Annotated in this window: 15 protein-coding genes; 7 read left to right on the forward strand and 8 right to left on the reverse strand. The window is 63.7% G+C overall.

All coding sequences use genetic code 11. The features are described from left to right. Positions 1-75: 75 nt before the first annotated feature. The gene (locus MnOB_RS01520; protein WP_077521233.1) at positions 76-1584 is read right to left on the reverse strand and encodes a DUF5666 domain-containing protein; all 1509 of its coding nucleotides are present in this window, start codon (positions 1582-1584) and stop codon (positions 76-78) included. Beyond that, entirely contained in the window at positions 1581-2435 is an 855-nt protein-coding gene (locus MnOB_RS01525; protein WP_077521236.1) for a DUF6502 family protein, read from the reverse strand. The genes MnOB_RS01520 and MnOB_RS01525 overlap by 4 nt, the downstream gene beginning before the upstream one ends. 230 nt (positions 2436-2665) lie before the next feature. Here MnOB_RS01525 and MnOB_RS29470 point away from each other — a divergent pair, with 230 nt between their 5' ends. Together MnOB_RS29470 and MnOB_RS01535 are read left to right on the forward strand one after the other, a co-directional pair. After that, on the forward strand, positions 2666-3202 hold the full coding sequence (locus MnOB_RS29470; RefSeq protein ID WP_158713755.1) for a hypothetical protein: 537 nt from the start codon (positions 2666-2668) through the stop codon (positions 3200-3202). Between the two features lie 426 nt (positions 3203-3628). Further along, complete coding sequence (locus MnOB_RS01535) at positions 3629-4336, forward strand: hypothetical protein (RefSeq protein ID WP_077521242.1); 708 nt, start codon at positions 3629-3631, stop codon at positions 4334-4336. Positions 4337-4436: 100 nt separating this feature from the next. On the opposite strand, the gene katG is transcribed toward MnOB_RS01535, so the two are convergent. Both katG and MnOB_RS01545 read right to left on the reverse strand, forming a co-directional pair. Next, the gene (gene katG, locus MnOB_RS01540; protein ID WP_077521245.1) at positions 4437-6632 is read right to left on the reverse strand and encodes a catalase/peroxidase HPI; all 2196 of its coding nucleotides are present in this window, start codon (positions 6630-6632) and stop codon (positions 4437-4439) included. A gap of 299 nt (positions 6633-6931) precedes the next feature. Next, positions 6932-7852 (reverse strand): LysR family transcriptional regulator, encoded by a 921-nt coding sequence (locus MnOB_RS01545; RefSeq protein WP_077521248.1) that lies wholly within the window; start codon positions 7850-7852, stop codon positions 6932-6934. A 196-nt stretch (positions 7853-8048) separates the two neighbouring features. Between MnOB_RS01545 and MnOB_RS01550 the strand changes: the two genes are divergently transcribed. Continuing rightward, entirely contained in the window at positions 8049-8255 is a 207-nt protein-coding gene (locus MnOB_RS01550; protein ID WP_077521251.1) for a tautomerase family protein, read from the forward strand. Between the two features lie 77 nt (positions 8256-8332). Continuing rightward, entirely contained in the window at positions 8333-9361 is a 1029-nt protein-coding gene (locus MnOB_RS01555; RefSeq protein ID WP_077521254.1) for a D-cysteine desulfhydrase family protein, read from the forward strand. 74 nt (positions 9362-9435) lie between these two features. On the opposite strand, the gene MnOB_RS01560 is transcribed toward MnOB_RS01555, so the two are convergent. Then, on the reverse strand, positions 9436-9648 hold the full coding sequence (locus MnOB_RS01560; RefSeq protein WP_158713756.1) for a hypothetical protein: 213 nt from the start codon (positions 9646-9648) through the stop codon (positions 9436-9438). A gap of 287 nt (positions 9649-9935) precedes the next feature. Here MnOB_RS01560 and MnOB_RS01565 point away from each other — a divergent pair, with 287 nt between their 5' ends. Continuing rightward, a complete protein-coding gene (locus tag MnOB_RS01565) occupies positions 9936-10667 on the forward strand; it encodes an SDR family NAD(P)-dependent oxidoreductase (RefSeq protein ID WP_077521260.1) in 732 nt (243 codons plus the stop codon). A 161-nt stretch (positions 10668-10828) separates the two neighbouring features. Here the strand turns inward: MnOB_RS01565 and ampC are convergent, their stop codons facing one another. From ampC to MnOB_RS01580, 3 genes are all read right to left on the reverse strand, one after another. After that, complete coding sequence (ampC, locus tag MnOB_RS01570) at positions 10829-11998, reverse strand: class C beta-lactamase (RefSeq protein ID WP_077521263.1); 1170 nt, start codon at positions 11996-11998, stop codon at positions 10829-10831. A gap of 122 nt (positions 11999-12120) precedes the next feature. Continuing rightward, positions 12121-13344 (reverse strand): cytochrome c biogenesis protein DipZ, encoded by a 1224-nt coding sequence (locus tag MnOB_RS01575; RefSeq protein ID WP_077521266.1) that lies wholly within the window; start codon positions 13342-13344, stop codon positions 12121-12123. A gap of 59 nt (positions 13345-13403) precedes the next feature. Continuing rightward, positions 13404-13670 (reverse strand): DUF2790 domain-containing protein, encoded by a 267-nt coding sequence (locus tag MnOB_RS01580; protein WP_077521269.1) that lies wholly within the window; start codon positions 13668-13670, stop codon positions 13404-13406. A 221-nt stretch (positions 13671-13891) separates the two neighbouring features. Between MnOB_RS01580 and MnOB_RS01585 the strand changes: the two genes are divergently transcribed. Together MnOB_RS01585 and MnOB_RS01590 are read left to right on the forward strand one after the other, a co-directional pair. Continuing rightward, positions 13892-14632: a response regulator gene (locus tag MnOB_RS01585; protein WP_077521272.1), complete on the forward strand. Its 741-nt coding sequence runs from the start codon at positions 13892-13894 to the stop codon at positions 14630-14632. Continuing rightward, complete coding sequence (locus MnOB_RS01590; RefSeq protein WP_077521274.1) at positions 14632-15939, forward strand: sensor histidine kinase; 1308 nt, start codon at positions 14632-14634, stop codon at positions 15937-15939. The genes MnOB_RS01585 and MnOB_RS01590 overlap by 1 nt, the downstream gene beginning before the upstream one ends. The last annotated feature ends 148 nt before the right edge of the window (positions 15940-16087 follow it).

Genomic DNA, 16087 nt, shown 5'->3' on the forward strand with positions numbered 1-16087 from the left:
CGCTCGGTCGGGGTTTCCTCCAGAGTAGCTGGCGCGCCGGATTACGCTCCGGCTCCCCCGCACCGGCCGCGGCGATTAGTGGGGACCGGACCGATCCACCCGCTCCACCTCTTCCGGGCGCTCCACCGTCTCCGGACGTTCGACCTTCTCGACTCTCTCGACCTTTTCAGGCTTCTCGATCTTTTCAGGCTTCTCGACGCGCTCCACGCGCTCGATCTTTTCCACGCGATCCGGCTTATCGGGACGATCCGACCGCTCGATCTTCTCGATCCGTTCGATTCGCTCGACGCGCACGCCGTTCTCGAAAATCTCGATGCGCTCGCGGGTTTCCACACGGTCAGCGGACTCACGGGTTTCTATCCGTTCCCGGCGTTCCAGTTCTCCGGATGCCGACTCCACTTCCCGCTCGATCCTTTCTCGCGTCTCGCCGGCGTCGTCGCGTCCGCTGGACTCGGTCCGCACCCGCTCCACCGAATCATGGCTGCCACTGCCGGAATTCCCGCTTCCATGATGTTCCGACTCCGTCTCCGTCTCACCGGAACCCGATCCACTGTGATCCGAGCCCTGCCGAATGGAGCCGGCGGGGTTATCGCGGACGAGTTCGATCCGCTCGGCCTTGATGCTCCGCCCTGCCCCGATCACCCCGGCAACGCGTACGCGCTGGTCAACCGCCAGCTCCGTCGACCGCCCACCGCTGAATGAAGTGCCATGTCCCAGTTGCACGGTGAATCCGCCCAACTCGACGCGATCGCCGTGCTGCCTATGCACCAGCCCTTCCACGACCACATTGCGTACGCGTCCCTCGAACGGCAGTCCCGGATCGACCCGGCTCTGGACGACATCCAGTTGCCGGCCGTTCCAGTTGCCTCGTACCAGCACCTCTACGTTGGGAGCCAGCCTCTTGTTGGTCAGGGCGAGCCCCTGGAGTTCGCCTGGCCGCTCGATGGCGCCGATGGCGCTGGCCTGGGCGAGCTTCGGTGCCCGGTCGATCCGGCTGGCGACGACTTCACCCGTGGCGTTGCGCAGACCGCTGACGCGCACCGCATCCCCAACGCGCAGCCCTGATGTCACGCGGGCGTCGCCGGCGATGCGAACAGGCTGCCCCATCACGCGCAGCGGCGCGTTCGCCGAGGCCACCGCCGTAACCGGGCCTTCGTAGGCATGGAGGATGGCGATGTTCCGTGCCACCAGCCCTCTTGCCGATGCGTGGGCTTCGACGGCCACGACTTGGCCGATGGCCAGTTGCCCGGTACTGGCTGGCACGCCGTTTTCGCTCAGCGGCACCTTGCTGTCGTAGTGGACTTCCACGCCATTGACGCAGATCGAGCCGAAACCGGTGATGGTGCCCACGATGCCGGTGCCCCCAATGCCGCCCTCGTCAGCGGGTGCACCGGTGCCGCCTATTCCTCCGTGATCCGCAGGCGCGATAGGCGCCCCGGTACCGCCTATGCCTCCGGTCGCCACCGCACCGGTGCCGCCCATGCCCCCCGGATCAAGGCAAACCGGCGCGGCGCTTGCGGGTAGGGCCAGCAGCGTCCCACCAAGCAGGACCAGGGTGCAGAGGAAACGTGAGGCGATGTTCATGGCTTGCGGGCTGCTTCAGGCCGGGAGGCGTCGGCTGGACTGCCTTCAGTGTAGAAATAAAGGCCGATGGTGATGCGTTGCCGCGCCTCGGGCTTCGGCACGTCGCGCTCCTCCAGTTCCGCGGCCAGCTGGTTGAAAGCGATCAGCACCTGCATGCCTTCGGCGCTGACCGCCTGGCGCAACTGCTCGACCGCAGACGGCGAAAGGCTGTCGTAGTGGACGCTGCGTTCGAAGAAGGGCTCGCCCTCCTCGGTAAGGTTGTGCACGGCCGCACACGCATGGTCATGCAGGTTGTGGCGGAAATACGCTGCCTTCTCGTCGAATCCGCGCTGGGGAATGAAGGCCATGGTCTCCAGGTGCACGCAATCCTGCTCGTCGATCCGCACAATGCCCAGGCGCTGCCACTCGTCCAGCACCACGCGGGCACGGATGTCCTTGCTGACCGTCGCGACCAGCCCATCGAAGGAGCATTCCCTGCCGCTGCTGGCGAGACGCGGTAAAGGCAATGGGCGTCCGGGATGCTTGCAGAACGGTGCATTGTTCAGCCAGACGCTGACCAGGTGCGCGCCCAGGGAGATGTTTTCCGGCAGAGGTTTTTTCTCGTCGGCCACCCCACTGCGCAAGCGCTTGACGTCCTTGCGATGGACGCCCGTGAGCAGACTGATGCGGCTGTCGGTAGGCGGTTTGTCGTCCAGCCGGAATTCTCGCTCGGCCACGTTGACGAAGATTTCCTTGAGCAGCTCGGCGAAGCAGTTGTAGGTGACCCCTTTCCTCAGCATCAGCCTCACCAGCGGCCGCATGACGTGCTGGAGCGCCGGCAACAACGAGGGCGGGAAAGCGGGCAACTGCATTCAAGGTGCTCCTGTCGATAGGAATACTCGTATGTTGCGCGGGTAGACGTTCCCGGCAGCCTGCCCTGAACGTCACCCGCTGTTATCGACGGTGCTGACTGTGCCCCCGTTCCTTCAGGCAATCGCACCGCCTATATGGCCAGGCGGGTCACACGGGCACCGGTGCCACTCCGGGTCCCGTGCAACCGCGGGCTGGCCGGTCAGACTCCGCCCCGATCATCTCCGACGTCATGGTCAGGCCCATCATCTGCGCCTTGGCCCACGCCATGTGCTTCGCCCTGATCGTGATCGGGGCCGTCGTCCGCCCCCCGTCCCACACCGTGCGCTTCGCCGACATCGTGGTCAGCACCATCGTCGTTGCCACGACCGCTGTTCGCACTGCCCGGTCCACTATTGCCGCCTTGACCACCGGCGGCTCCGTCGCCGCTGTGACCGGACCCACTGTGGCCACCACCATCCCCGCCGTGACCACTGCCACTACCGCCTCCATTGCCACCACCACTGCCGCCGCCGTGGCCACCACCGCCGCTTCCGCTGCCGCCGCCGTGCCCACCACCGCCACCACCGCTGCCGCCGCCACTACCGCCTCCATTGCCACCACCACTGCCGCCGCCGTGGCCACCACCACCACCGCCGCTTCCGCTGCCGCCGCCGTGCCCACCACCGCTGCCGCCGCCACTACCGCCACCGCCGCCACCTCCATCTTTTGCGTAAACACTGGAGAAGCCGCTGATAGAGTCAGGGACCAGAACGGTCGAGGCCGATAGAACGCCGCCAATGGCCAGCGCCAGCAAACACTTCTTGAGCAGCATGATGAACCTCCGAACGGTGTTGCGTAGTCATCTCCCTATCGAACGCAAGCATTGGAAAATTGGTTACCGCATCCTGATTTCAGTGCCCAACCCGCTCAACCCTTGCATGCGAACCTTGAAATCAATTTCAGATTTCGCATGCTCCTGTAAGCCGGTTTGTATTTTGGTGTGGGAATTTTTCCCACGTCTTGAGGTTAGTCCCGGCTGGTCGAGTGTCAACGACCGATCATCCGGAGTTGCACTTGTAGGAGCGAGCTTGCTCGCGAAGCTCTTGAGCTCGCTCCTACACGAAGCCCGAGCATCGAACTCCATGGCCAGACTGCGTCAGCGTCCAGTCCCGCCATACTTGGCAGCAACGCCCTCCTCGCCTGGAGCCCGGACATGAAGCCTCGGACCCTCATCAAGTGCGTTCTGGTCATTGCCGTTTGCGTCTATGCGGCGGTGTTCTTCGCCTACTGGGCGGCGTTCAAGGGCCTGCCGCTTTCCCAGCACCAGGACATCTGGGGACAGTTCGGCGACTACATTGGCGGCCTGCTGAATCCAGCCCTGTCCTTCCTGGCACTGATCGCCCTGCTCTTCACCATCGTGCAGAACCAGACGGAGCTCGAGGAAACCCGCAAGGAAGCCGCACGCAGCGCAAATGCTCTGACGCAACAGGCCGAACACTTCGAGCGCAAGGAAAAGGTGGATGAGCTGGTGCGGCTGATCGGGCAGTTGCACGAGGACATCGGCAAGGTCATGGCAATTGAACTCACCGTGACGGTGTCCCACGCTGGCGCTGCAGAGCCTGTCGTCATTACCGAGAGCATCGGCCGCCTACTTTCGGGTCATTCGAGACACGAAGGACTGTTCATTCCCATGGCGATGGCGCAGAGCAGCTTCAGCCATCACTTCCATCTGGTGGCGGGCTGGATCGATGAGCTTGCCGAGTACTTGCAGCAGTACACGCGGCTGACCCGCAGCAGGGTCCTGCCCAGGTTCTATGCCCTGAGGTACACGCCTTCGGCACGGGTGCTGGAAGGATTTCATTATTTCCAGGGCGGTGTGGTCGAGTATCTGGAGAGCACCCTTCCGGAAAACACCCGGTAACGCCGGCCTGAAAAAACACGCCGCCGGCAGGGATGTCCTGTCGGCGGCGTCGGTCATGCAAGTGAAGCGACTGCCCCATCAGGGCGAGTCGATTTCACCCTTACTTCAGGTCATAGCGGTCCGCGTTCATCACCTTGGTCCAGGCGGCGACGAAGTCGCGCACGAAGGCCTGCGGCGAGTCGGAACTGCCGTAGTACTCCGCGATGGCCCGGAGCTGGGCGTTGGAGCCGAAGGTCAGGTCGACTACGGTCGCGGTCCACTTGGGTGCGCCGCTGCTGCGGTCGCGACCTTCCAGTACATTCGGATCGGACGCAGACCGCTCCCACTTGGTCCGCATGTCCAGCAGGTTCACGAAGAAGTCGTTGGTCAGCGTTTCCGGACGTGTGGTGAATACGCCGTGCTGGGACTTTCCGTAGTTGGCGCCCAGTACACGCAGGCCACCCACCAGTACGGTCAGTTCCGGCGCGCTCAGTTTCAGCAGCTGAGCCTTGTCCACGAGCATTTCCGCCGTCGAATCCTCGTAGCCCTTCTTGACGTAGTTGCGGAACCCATCGGCGAGCGGCTCCAGGGGGGCGAAGGAATCCACATCGGTCTGCTCTTGCGAAGCATCGGTGCGGCCGGGCGCGAACGGCACGGTCACATTCACACCGGCGTTCTTCGCTGCGGTTTCGACACCCACACCGCCGGCCAGCACGATCAGGTCAGCGAGCGAGACTTTCTTGCCGGAGGCGTTGAAGTCCTTCTGGATGCCTTCCAGGGCGGAAATCACCTTGGCCACTTCAGCCGGCTGGTTCACCTCCCACGCGTTTTGCGGTGCCAGACGCAGGCGCGCACCATTGGCGCCGCCGCGCTTGTCGCTGCCACGGAAGGAAGACGCGGCGGCCCAGGCGGTACTCACCAGTTGCGAAACCGACAGCCCGCTCGCGGCGATCTTCGCTTTCAGGGCGGCTACATCCTGGTCATTCACCAGCGGATGGTCGACGGCGGGAACCGGGTCTTGCCAGATCAGCTCTTCCTTCGGCACCAGCTTGCCGAGATAACGGCTGCGCGGGCCCATGTCGCGGTGGGTCAGTTTGAACCAGGCACGGGCGAAGGCGTCCGCCAGCTCCGCCGGGTTGTCCTTGTAGCGACGGGAGATCTTCTCGTAGGCCGGGTCCATGCGCATCGCCATGTCGGCGGTAGTCATCATGGGTGCGTGGCGCTTGGATGGGTCGTGGGCGTCCGGCACCAGGCCGTCTCCCGTCGTCCCCTTGGGCTTCCACTGATGGGCGCCAGCCGGGCTCTTGGTCAGTTCCCATTCGAAACCGTAGAGGGTTTCCAGGTAGCTGTTGTCCCATTTGGTCGGTGTCGGCGTCCACGCACCTTCCAGACCGCTGGTGATGGCGTCGCCCGCGATGCCGCTGCCGTGGGTGCTCTTCCAGCCGAAGCCCATGTCGGCAATATCGCCGCCCTCGGGCTCAACCCCCACCTGTGCTGCATCGCCGGCGCCATGGCACTTGCCGAAGGTATGGCCACCAACGGTTAGGGCCACGGTTTCCTCGTCATTCATGGCCATGCGGGCAAATGTCTCGCGGACGTCACGCCCCGAAGCGACGGGGTCGGGATTGCCATCCGGGCCTTGCGGGTTCACGTAGATAAGACCCATCTGCACGGCAGCCAGCGGGTTCTCCAGTTGACGGTCTCCGCTATAGCGGCTGTTGGGTTTGTCGCTGGTGGCCAACCATTCCTTTTCGGCACCCCAGTAAACGTCTTCCTCCGGTTCCCAGATATCCACGCGACCGCCGCCAAAGCCGAAGGTCTTGAATCCCATGGATTCCAGTGCGACGTTGCCGGTCAGGACCAGGAGGTCGCCCCAGGACAGCTTGTTGCCGTACTTCTGCTTGATCGGCCACAACAGGCGGCGTGCCTTGTCGAGGTTGCCGTTGTCCGGCCAGCTGTTGAGCGGCGCGAAACGCTGGTTACCGGTCCCCGCACCGCCACGGCCATCCGCGATGCGGTAGGTACCGGCAGCGTGCCAGGCCATGCGAATGAACAGCGGGCCGTAATGGCCATAGTCAGCCGGCCACCACTCCTGCGAGTCGGTCATCAGGGCATGCAGGTCCTTGACGACGGCGTCGAGGTCGAGGGTCTTGAATGCTTCGGCGTAGTTGAATTCAGCCGCCTGCGGGTTGGAGGCGGGCGAGTGTTGGTGAAGGATCTTGAGATTCAGTTGGTTGGGCCACCACTGCGCATTCGATGGCATAACACCCGCACTTACATTTTTCCCTGCGAACGGGCACTTTGCTTCACTGGACATGCTTATCTCCTCTCTCTTTTTTCATCAGCCAACCAGTCTATTCAGCTTGGAATCCAGGTGCCGACCCAGCCAATAGGTTTTGGAAATGGCATTGATAGTAGACAAGGAATGTGAAATCGATTCGGGCGCAGCCCGCCGGCACACGGCCCACGGCGCTGGGGGAGCGGTGACATCCCATGGGATATCAAGGGCTTCCGGGACTTATCACGGGGAGTGCTGAGCCTGTTCGGGAAGATGATGAAACGATCTTTCAGCCATAGCCGAATTCAATCGCCGGGCCGGTAAAAGCCTCCCACCCATCAGACCTTCCACTCCCGCTGGCACTCCATCAGGAAGTCGACGAAGGCGCGCAGGCGCAAGGGGACATGGCGCCCATGCGGGTACAGCAAGGTGTAGGGACGGGAGCGACCACCGAACGCCTGGAGCACTTCCACCAGCGAGCCGTCCTCCAGGTCCCGTTCGACGATGAAGCGATAGGTCTGGAACAGCCCGGCGCCGTGCCTGGCCAGGGTCACCCCGCCCAGTACATCGTCCGAGCAACAGTAATTGCCGTTGGCGAAGATCTCCCGCTCCTTGCCGTCCTCGGTGAACAGCCAGGAGATACGGCGTCCGCTACTGGGCAATTCGAACTGGATGCAATCGTGCTGCTCGAGGTCGTCCAGACTGGTGGGCGTCCCGGCGCGGGCGAGGTAGTCCGGCGTGGCGATCACGACCAGCCGTGCATCTTCCAGGTGCCGGGCGATCAGCGTCGAGTCCAGCTGGGCGCGCACACGAATCGCCAGGTCGTAGCCTTCCGCGACGAAGTCGATGTTGCGGTTGCTCAGGTGGATGTCGATCTTCACGCCGGGGTGGCGTTCGCGAAAGCGGGACAGCAACGGCAGGATGCGGTAGTGCCCGTACGTGGTGGGAATGCTGATGCGCAATTCGCCGACGGGTTCGAGCTGCTTGCCCATCACTTCGCGCTCGGCTTCGACCAATTGGGTCAACGCTTGCCGGCATTGTTCGAAGTAGGCACGGCCGCCTTCCGTGAGGCGGATGCTCCGCGTGGTACGCACGAACAGGCGCGTGCCCAGACGCTCCTCCAGCCGCGAAATCGAGCGGCTCACGGCCGCCGGCGTGACCCCGGCTGAAAGCGCAGCAGCCGTGAAGCTTCCCGCCTCCGCGGCAAGACAGAAGAGCTCGATGCTGCCCAGCTGGATGTCATCGAAATGCCGTTTCACGATTCATTACACCGAGTATCAACTGAAGTATCCGAGGCTACATTTATCCGCCCATCGGGCACAAATATAGTGCGGGTGCTTCCGCTCAGCGAAGCCGTCCAGGCCTACCATCTGTTGGTGGCGAAAAACCGTACCGGGGGCGCAGTCGTCCTGCTGCCCCGGTGTTCACTGAAACAACCCCGTAGGAGTTCGAAACATGCCATTCGTCAGCGTTCGTATCACCCGTGACGGCGTTACCCGGGAGCAGAAAGCCCAGGTCATCGCCGAAATCACCGACACCCTGCAACGCGTGCTCGGCAAGCGCCCGGACCTCACCCATATCGTCATCGAAGAAGTGGACACCGATAACTGGGGCTACGCCGGAATCACCACCACGGAGTACCGCAAGAACCAGCCCGGATGATCTGCATGCACCCTGCCCCACCCGGTATTCGCCGGGTGGGTAATCCATGACGTCGCAACACCACAGGAGCAGTCTGCATGTCGAACGATCTCGGTCACCTGGATGCGGCCCTCGCACGCTACGCCAGGGTGACGCTGCTGGAAGGCGCGACGCCCATCCAGCGTCTTTCACGCCTGAGCGCCCTTCCCGAGCTGAATGGTTGCAACCTCTATGTGAAACGAGATGACCTGACGGGTCTGGGCGGTGGCGGCAACAAGCTGCGCAAGCTGGAGTTCCTGCTCGGCGAGGCACTGGCCGAAAGTGCCGATACCCTGGTCACCTGGGGCGGCCTGCAATCCAACCATGCGCGCCTCACTGCAGCCGTCGCGGCTCGTCACGGCCTGGCCTGCGAACTGATCCTGGCCCCTTCCGCCGTGCGTACCGACGACGATTTCCGCCACAGTGGCAACCTCATTCTCGACAAGCTGTTCGGCGCGACGCTCCACCGCCTGCCGGAGGGCGCCTCTCCCGACGCCTATTCGGCCGAGCTGCAGGACAGGCTCAGGCAACAAGGCCACAAACCCTTCTTCATGCCCCTGGGCGGCTCCAGCCCCAGAGGCAGCCTGGGCTATACAGCCTGTGCGCTCGAGATCCTCCGCCAGGCATCGGCGCTCGGCCTGGAGTTCACGCAGATCATCGTTCCCAACGGCAGCGGCGGCACCCACTCCGGGCTGTTGGCGGGCATTGCGCTGACGGGTGCTTCCACACGCGTCACCGGCTACACCGTACTTGCCACCGAGGAGCAGGCGCTGGCGGTAACCGTCGACAAGACTCGCCAGGTCATGCAGCTCCTCGATTCGTCCGCCAAGTTGGATGAAGGCTCGGTGCGGATCGACGGTAGCCAGCGTGGCGATGCCTACGGGGCACCTACCGAGGCGATGCTGGAGGCCACCCGACTGTTGGCCTCGCACGAAGGTTTACTGGTCGACCCGGTTTACGGCGGCAAGGCATTCGCAGGCTTGCTGGCCGCAGTCCGGCAGGGTGATTTCCCGGCGGGCAGCAACCTCCTCTTCGTCATGACTGGCGGCCTGCCGGGGATCTTCGCCTACCGCTCGGCCTACGAGTGAGCGATGCGGCCGGGGAACACGCCCGGCCGACTCCCGCACATCAGGGGATTACCCTCCCCCGCACGCGCCTGCCGTCAGCCTTGCGCGCGCTCGACTGGCGCTTCGAGCGAGTCGCTTGCCGTGCCATCCCGGCCCGCCTCTGGCAATGCCTTCCGGCTGCCCAGCGGAGTCGATTGAAAACAGATCCCGCTCGAATTGCGTTGATTCTCGGTGGCGGCATTGGTGTGCACGGCGACACCGGCCAGGGAAAAGGCTATGGACGTCAGGAAGCTTTTCAGGGTTTTCATCGAGTTCATCCCACGGAGGTCGTGAGCATCAGTCTCTACGGCGCGGATGCCCTCGATGTGTCGAACCGTGGTTGCTTTGCACAGACATGTAAGCCCCTGCCGCCCAGATACATAAGCGTACAAATCGGCTCGCCAGCGCCCATGCGATTAATTACACCAGGTATCAACTGAAACAAGGCAAAGCGGATTTTTCGACTTCAAGCGCATGAATATAGTCCTCCCCAACAGCGACCAACTTTCCGGACCCGCTGAAAGAAGCCCCCGACTATCTCTGCGAGGAACACACCATGAGCAAGAAAACCGCAATCATCACCGGCGCATCCAGCGGCATCGGCCTGGGCCTGGCCAAGGCCTTCATCGACAACGGCTACAACGTCGTCGGTACCGCCCGGTCCAGTGAGCGCCTCGAGGAAGCCGCCGCCAGCCTGGGCAATCCGGCCAGCTTCATTGGTGTCGCCGGTGACGTTGCCGATCCGGCCACTGCCCGCAACGCCTTCGCCGCGGCCATCGAAGCCTTCGGCAGCGTGGAAGCCCTGGTCAACAATGCCGGCTTCTTCCTCCCGAAACCCTTTGTCGACTACACCCCGGAAGACCTGGAAGGCCTGCTGGATACCAACCTCAAAGGCGTCGTCTACACCTCCCAGGTAGCGGCGGCGCACATGCAGCAGCAAGGCGGTGGGCACATCATCAATATCTCTGCGGCGGTCGCCCTGCAGCCGAACATCAACGTACCTGCGGCCCTGCCGGTATTGATCAAGGGTGGCGTCAACCAGCTGACCCGTGCCCTGGCCCTGGAGCTGTCGCCGCACAACATCCAGGTGAATGCGGTGGCCCCCGGCATCATCGACACCCCGATGCACGACCCGGCCGCTCGCGACTTCCTCAACAACCTGGCGCCGTCGGGCCGCGTCGGCACCGTCCAGGAAATTGCCGATGCCGTGCTGTACCTGGCCAAGGCCGACTTCACCACCGGCGTCGTCCTGGCCGTGGACGGCGGCATGAGCACCGGCAAGTGGTAATGGTCTGAAGGCAAGAAAAAGGGAGGCTTCGGCCTCCCTTTCTCATGGGGACCTGTAGGAGCGAGCTTGCTCGCGAACAGCCCTGGCACGATCTTTCGCGAGCAAGAACTCGGCGTCCCCCTCGCTCCTACAGGTTCGGCGATTGAAATCGCCCCTACAACCTACGGCTTCGCGTCCAACTCCCCGAGAATGCGGTACGCCAGCTTCACCCGCTCTTCGTTCGGATAGTTCTTGTTGGCCAGCAATACGATGCCGAGCTTCTTCTCGGGTACGAAGGCCACATAGGCGCCGAAGCCATTGGTCGAACCCGTCTTGTTGACCCAGACCGCCTGTTGCGGCGCCAGGGGCGGCGTGACGACCGTGACGGCATGACTTTCAAGGGCCATCCGGCTGGCATTGCCGTCCAGCAGCGTTTGCAGAGCCACCGGGTAGTCGTATTGCTCCCAGATCAGGTCCTGGGTCATGGCGCCGAGCCTGTAATAGCCGATGCGCGTGGCGTCTATCGCCTTCTGCAAGGAGCCATCCATCGCAACCAGGCCCAGGTTGGCTTCGACGAAACGCAGCAGGTCCTTGCTGCTGGTCTTCACGCCATAGGCTTCCGCCGCCAGCATCGCCGGGTTCACCCGTACCGGCGCATCCTGCTTGTCGTAGCCCTGGGCGTAACGCGGCATCGCACTGGCCTGCACATCGATCCAGGTATTCCCCATGCCGAGCTTCGGCAGCAGGTCGCGTTCCATCGCCTGGGCATAGGGCACGCCCAGGCTCTTGGCGGCCACCACACCCAGCAGTCCGATACTGGGGTTGGCATAGGTGCGATAGGTGCCCGGGGCGAACTGGGGTTGCCAGGCGCTGTAGTAGTCCATCAACTGGCGTTCGTTGCGAATGTCATCGGGCAATTGCAGAGGAAAGCCGCCAGCGGTATGGGTGGCGAGATTGAGCAGCGTCACCTGGTCCATCCGGCTGCCCTTGAGCGCCGGCAGGTAGTTACTTGGGCTGTCGGTGAGCGACAACTTGCCACTGGCTGCGGCGTAGCTGGCCAAGGTCACGGTCAGGGTCTTGCTGATGGAGCCCACTTCGAACAGCGTCTCGCCGGTGACAGCCTCACCGGTGGCCTTCGATGCCACGCCGTAGTTGTAGAAGCGTCGCTCGCCCCGGGCGATGACGCCGATGGCCAGGCCCGGAATGCCGTACTGCTGCATCACCTGGCGGGCGGCTTGTTCGACGCTGGCGTCGATGGCTTCCGGCGTGTCCTTCGCAATGGCCTGGCCGCCGAGGAAGGCTGCAAGGGTCATCAAGAGAATCTGTGCGCGGCACGTTCCTGTCGGGCGCATCGAGGTTGTCCTTCGATCATGGAAAAGGGCGGAAGAACCTACCATCCCGGGCAACTCCCTCCAAAACACCTTTACCACCAGGTGTTGCGCGGCGCCTCCTGCAGCCGCGCACCTGGATCAGATCAGCTTGCGGTCTTCCCCGCTTCCGCTCGTTCCTGCAGCAGTTTCTGGATGATCGCTTCCTGGTCGTCGTAATCGCCCTCACCGATGTGCAGGTGACGGACGCGTCCGTTGGCATCGATGAAGTAATGCGCCGGCCAGTACTGGTTGGTGAACGCATTCCAGATACGGTACTGGTTGTCGACGGCCACCGAATGCTTGACGCCCAGGCGATCGATCGCCTCGCGAACGTTGTCGATCTTCCGTTCGAAGGGGTATTCGGGCGTGTGCACACCGATCACCACCAGGCCCTTGTCGGCGTAGCGCGCGGCCCACTGGTTCACGTACGGCAGGCTGTTGCGGCAGTTGATGCAGTCGAAGGTCCAGAAGTCCACCAGCACCACCTTGCCGAGCAATTGCTGGTTGGTCAGCGGCGGGCCGTTGAGCCACTGGGTTGCACCCTGCAGCGACGGCATTGCGCCCAGGTCAGGCAGTTGTTCGATGCTGTCGGCGCGGGCGCTGCCGACCATACTCTCCAGCAAGACTGGAACACCCTCGATCACCTTGCGTTCAAGTTCGGCCGACAGCCGGGAAGACCCCACGCCGGACAGCTTGTCAGTGGTGCCGGTGGCAATGCCGACCACCGCCAGCAACGCCACGGCGCCGGCACCGCGACGCAGCCATTCCACCGCGCCCAGCGACAACTTCGCCCGCTGGAACACGCCACGCCCGAGGAAGATCAGCCCACCCATCGCCACGGCGCCACCGAGGCCATAACTGAGCAGCAGCAGGCTGGTGGACGCACTGGCGCCGTTGAGCATGGCGCCGGACAGGATCAGGCCCAGGATGGGGCCGGCACAGGGCGCCCAGAGCAGGCCGGCGGCAAAGCCCATCAGCCAGGCCGAAAGCGCTGGCGGCAGGCTACGGGCATCGCCCTGCAGGCGGTCGCCCAGCCACACCCAGGGACGCGACAGCCAGGTGCCGACTCGCGAAGAAAGCAGGGCCGCCGCCGAGACGGCCAGCAACACCAGGGCAAAGTAGCGCCCCCATTGGCTGGCGTTGATCACCCATTCACTGGAAACCACCGCGAGACTGGCCAGTACGGCGAAACCGGAGGCCAACCCTGCCAGCGTCAGCAGTGGCGACCAGGCGGGGCCACCCGCACGGGAGAACAACAAGGGCAGGACAGGAAGTACGCAGGGGCTGAACAGGGTCAGCACCCCGCCTAGAAAGGCAACGAGCAGCATAGGCACCTCGGTGGCAGATGGAGCCCGGCAATCACCGGGGCGGAGTCAGGCGTCGAGTGTCAGTTTTCATTGCCGCAGGCGTTGGAATGCTTGCGGTATTCCAGGCTGTGCAGCTTGCCCTTGGAGTCCAGGTAATCCATGCGCGCATCGACCACCTGGCAGAGAACGGAGGGCGCCTCGCGCAGCGACACTACTTTGCTGACATCCAGGTGCGTGCCGTAGCGATACGGCTCTGGCTTGACGCTCTCGGCGGCCTGCGCCGTAAAGCTGATGACATTGAAGGTGGCTGCCAGCAAAAAGGCGCTGCCCAGGGTTGCGAGTTTCATACTGGTCTCCCGACCGCTTGAGAAAAGGGACGGATGCAAGGGGGCATCCGCTGGGTACCCATTTCATTGCGGGGAGGTATCGCCGATGTGTCCGGTGCCGACCGGGATTGCGCTGGCAGGTATCAGTAAGGGCGGCGGATACAGTGGAATACAAAGGGTGGCGGGCAAGCGCGGGAATGCCCGATACACTGGCGTCGAACAGCCACTAACGAGGTTATTCCATGGACCATGTCGATCACATCCTGGTCGTTGACGACGACCGGGAGATTCGCGAACTCGTCGGCAACTACCTGAAGAAGAATGGCCTGCGCGTCAGCCTGGCGGCCGATGGCCGGCAGATGCGGGCCTTCCTCGACGCCAATACCGTCGACCTGATCGTCCTCGACATCATGATGCCCGGCGATGACGGCCTGCGGCTGTGCCGCGAACTGCGCGTGGGCAAGCACAAGGCGACCCCGGTGCTGATGCTGACGGCGCGCAACGAAGAGACCGACCGCATCATCGGCCTGGAAATGGGCGCCGACGACTACCTGACCAAGCCCTTCTCGGCCCGTGAACTGCTGGCGCGGATCAACGCCGTGATCCGCCGCACCCGCATGCTGCCGCCCAACCTGCAGATCAGCGAAAGCAGCCGGTTGATCGGCTTCGGCAAATGGCGCCTGGACACCACGGCGCGCCACCTGCTCGATGATGAAGGCACGCTGGTTGCCCTGAGCGGCGCAGAGTATCGACTGCTGCGGGTATTCCTCGATCACCCGCAGCGCGTACTCAGCCGCGAGCAATTGCTCAACCTCACCCAGGGCCGCGAGGCGGACGTGTTCGACCGCTCCATCGACCTGCTGGTGAGCCGCCTGCGCCAACGCCTGCAGGACGATGCGCGCGAATCCGCCTATATCAAGACGGTGCGCAGCGAAGGCTATGTCTTCTCGCTACCCGTGCAACTGATCGAGCCGACGACGTGATGGCCCTGCCCCGCTGGCCAACCACCCTGGCCGCCCGCCTGGCGCTGATCTTCCTCACCGGGCTGGTGCTGGCCTACGGGATGTCCTTCGCCTCGCAGTTCTACGAGCGCTACCAGACCGGGCGCGACGTGATGCTCGGCAACCTCGAACACGACGTGAGCACTGCCGTGGCGCTGATCGACCGCTTGCCGGCGGAGGAACGTGCCACCTGGCTGTCGCTGCTGGAACGGCGCAACTACCGCTATCGGCTCGACTCAGGTACGCAGGGCGAGCCCATGGACATGACCCAGCCGCACATGGCGGCCAGTTCCATTGCGGAGGCGATCGGCCAGCGTTATCCGCTGCGTTTCGAAGACATTCCCGGTCCGCGGCCGCATTTCCAGGCACACCTGACATTGAGCGACGGCCGCCCGTTGACGGTGGATGTCACACCCGGCCCCATTCCCATGGCGCAGTGGCTGCCGGTGATGCTGATCCTGCAATTGGCGGTACTGCTTTTTTGCACCTGGCTGGCGGTGCGCATGGCGATCCGACCGCTCACCCGCCTCGCCGAGGCCGTGGACCATCTCGACCCGGACACTCCCGGTCCCGAACTCGACGAGCGCGGTCCCCTGGAAGTGTCCTACGCCGCCCGCGCCTTCAATGCGTTGCAAGGACGCATCGGTGCGTACCTGAAAGAGCGCATGCAATTGCTGGCGGCCATTTCCCACGACCTGCAGACACCCATTACGCGGATGAAACTGCGTGTGGAGCAGATGGACCCTTCCCCGGAGCGGGAGAAGCTGTGGAGCGACCTGAACGAAATGCAGCACCTGGTGCGTGAAGGCGTTGCCTACGCCCGCAGCATGGACGGTGCCAGTGAGGCACTGTGCCGAGTCGACCTCGATGCGTTCCTCGACAGCCTCGTGTGCGATTACCAGGACAGCGGCCAGGCCGTGACCCTCGATGGCTCCAGCGGCCTGTTGCTGGAAACCCGCCCCCATGCTTTCCGCAGGGTGCTCAGCAACCTGATCGACAACGCCCTGAAATTCGGCGGCAGCGCCCAGGTGGCGGTGCAACGAGATGCACAGGGCAAGGTACAGGTGCTGGTGAACGACAACGGACCGGGCATCGCCGAAGAGGACCTGCAGGAGGTCTTCAAACCGTTCTATCGCGTGGAAAGCTCGCGCAACCGCACCACCGGCGGCACCGGCCTCGGCCTGGCTATCGCCCAGCAACTGAGCCAGGCACTGGGCGCACGCCTGACTTTGGCCAACCGCGACGGCGGCGGCCTCTGTGCACGGCTGGAGCTGGCCAGCCGCGAGTAAACATCCACGTTCGTAGAACGTGAATTAGCTCGGTCTGGACCGTAGGGTGCGCTGTGCGCACCGACTTAAGGAAAGCTTCGGCACCAGGTCATACCACCGGTGCGCACGGTGTTCAGCCGGGATACATGGGTAACGCCTGTCGGGGGAC

This window comes from Metapseudomonas resinovorans (genome assembly GCF_002003485.1).
GTDB classification, from domain to species: domain Bacteria; phylum Pseudomonadota; class Gammaproteobacteria; order Pseudomonadales; family Pseudomonadaceae; genus Metapseudomonas; species Metapseudomonas resinovorans_D.

Excerpts from the sequence above, each read along its gene's own strand:
- MnOB_RS01520 (WP_077521233.1), bottom strand. The coding sequence starts at position 1,584 with ATGAACATCGCCTCACGTTTCCTCTGCACCCTGGTCCTGCTTGGTGGG.
- ampC (WP_077521263.1), bottom strand. The coding sequence starts at position 11,998 with ATGCGCCCGACAGGAACGTGCCGCGCACAGATTCTCTTGATGACCCTT.
- MnOB_RS01575 (WP_077521266.1), bottom strand. The coding sequence starts at position 13,344 with ATGCTGCTCGTTGCCTTTCTAGGCGGGGTGCTGACCCTGTTCAGCCCC.
- MnOB_RS01555 (WP_077521254.1), top strand. The coding sequence starts at position 8,333 with ATGTCGAACGATCTCGGTCACCTGGATGCGGCCCTCGCACGCTACGCC.
- MnOB_RS01525 (WP_077521236.1), bottom strand. The coding sequence starts at position 2,435 with ATGCAGTTGCCCGCTTTCCCGCCCTCGTTGTTGCCGGCGCTCCAGCAC.
- MnOB_RS01565 (WP_077521260.1), top strand. The coding sequence starts at position 9,936 with ATGAGCAAGAAAACCGCAATCATCACCGGCGCATCCAGCGGCATCGGC.
- MnOB_RS01580 (WP_077521269.1), bottom strand. The coding sequence starts at position 13,670 with ATGAAACTCGCAACCCTGGGCAGCGCCTTTTTGCTGGCAGCCACCTTC.
- MnOB_RS01590 (WP_077521274.1), top strand. The coding sequence starts at position 14,632 with ATGGCCCTGCCCCGCTGGCCAACCACCCTGGCCGCCCGCCTGGCGCTG.
- MnOB_RS01560 (WP_158713756.1), bottom strand. The coding sequence starts at position 9,648 with ATGAAAACCCTGAAAAGCTTCCTGACGTCCATAGCCTTTTCCCTGGCC.
- MnOB_RS01585 (WP_077521272.1), top strand. The coding sequence starts at position 13,892 with ATGGACCATGTCGATCACATCCTGGTCGTTGACGACGACCGGGAGATT.
- MnOB_RS29470 (WP_158713755.1), top strand. The coding sequence starts at position 2,666 with ATGGTCAGGCCCATCATCTGCGCCTTGGCCCACGCCATGTGCTTCGCC.
- katG (WP_077521245.1), bottom strand. The coding sequence starts at position 6,632 with ATGTCCAGTGAAGCAAAGTGCCCGTTCGCAGGGAAAAATGTAAGTGCG.
- MnOB_RS01535 (WP_077521242.1), top strand. The coding sequence starts at position 3,629 with ATGAAGCCTCGGACCCTCATCAAGTGCGTTCTGGTCATTGCCGTTTGC.
- MnOB_RS01550 (WP_077521251.1), top strand. The coding sequence starts at position 8,049 with ATGCCATTCGTCAGCGTTCGTATCACCCGTGACGGCGTTACCCGGGAG.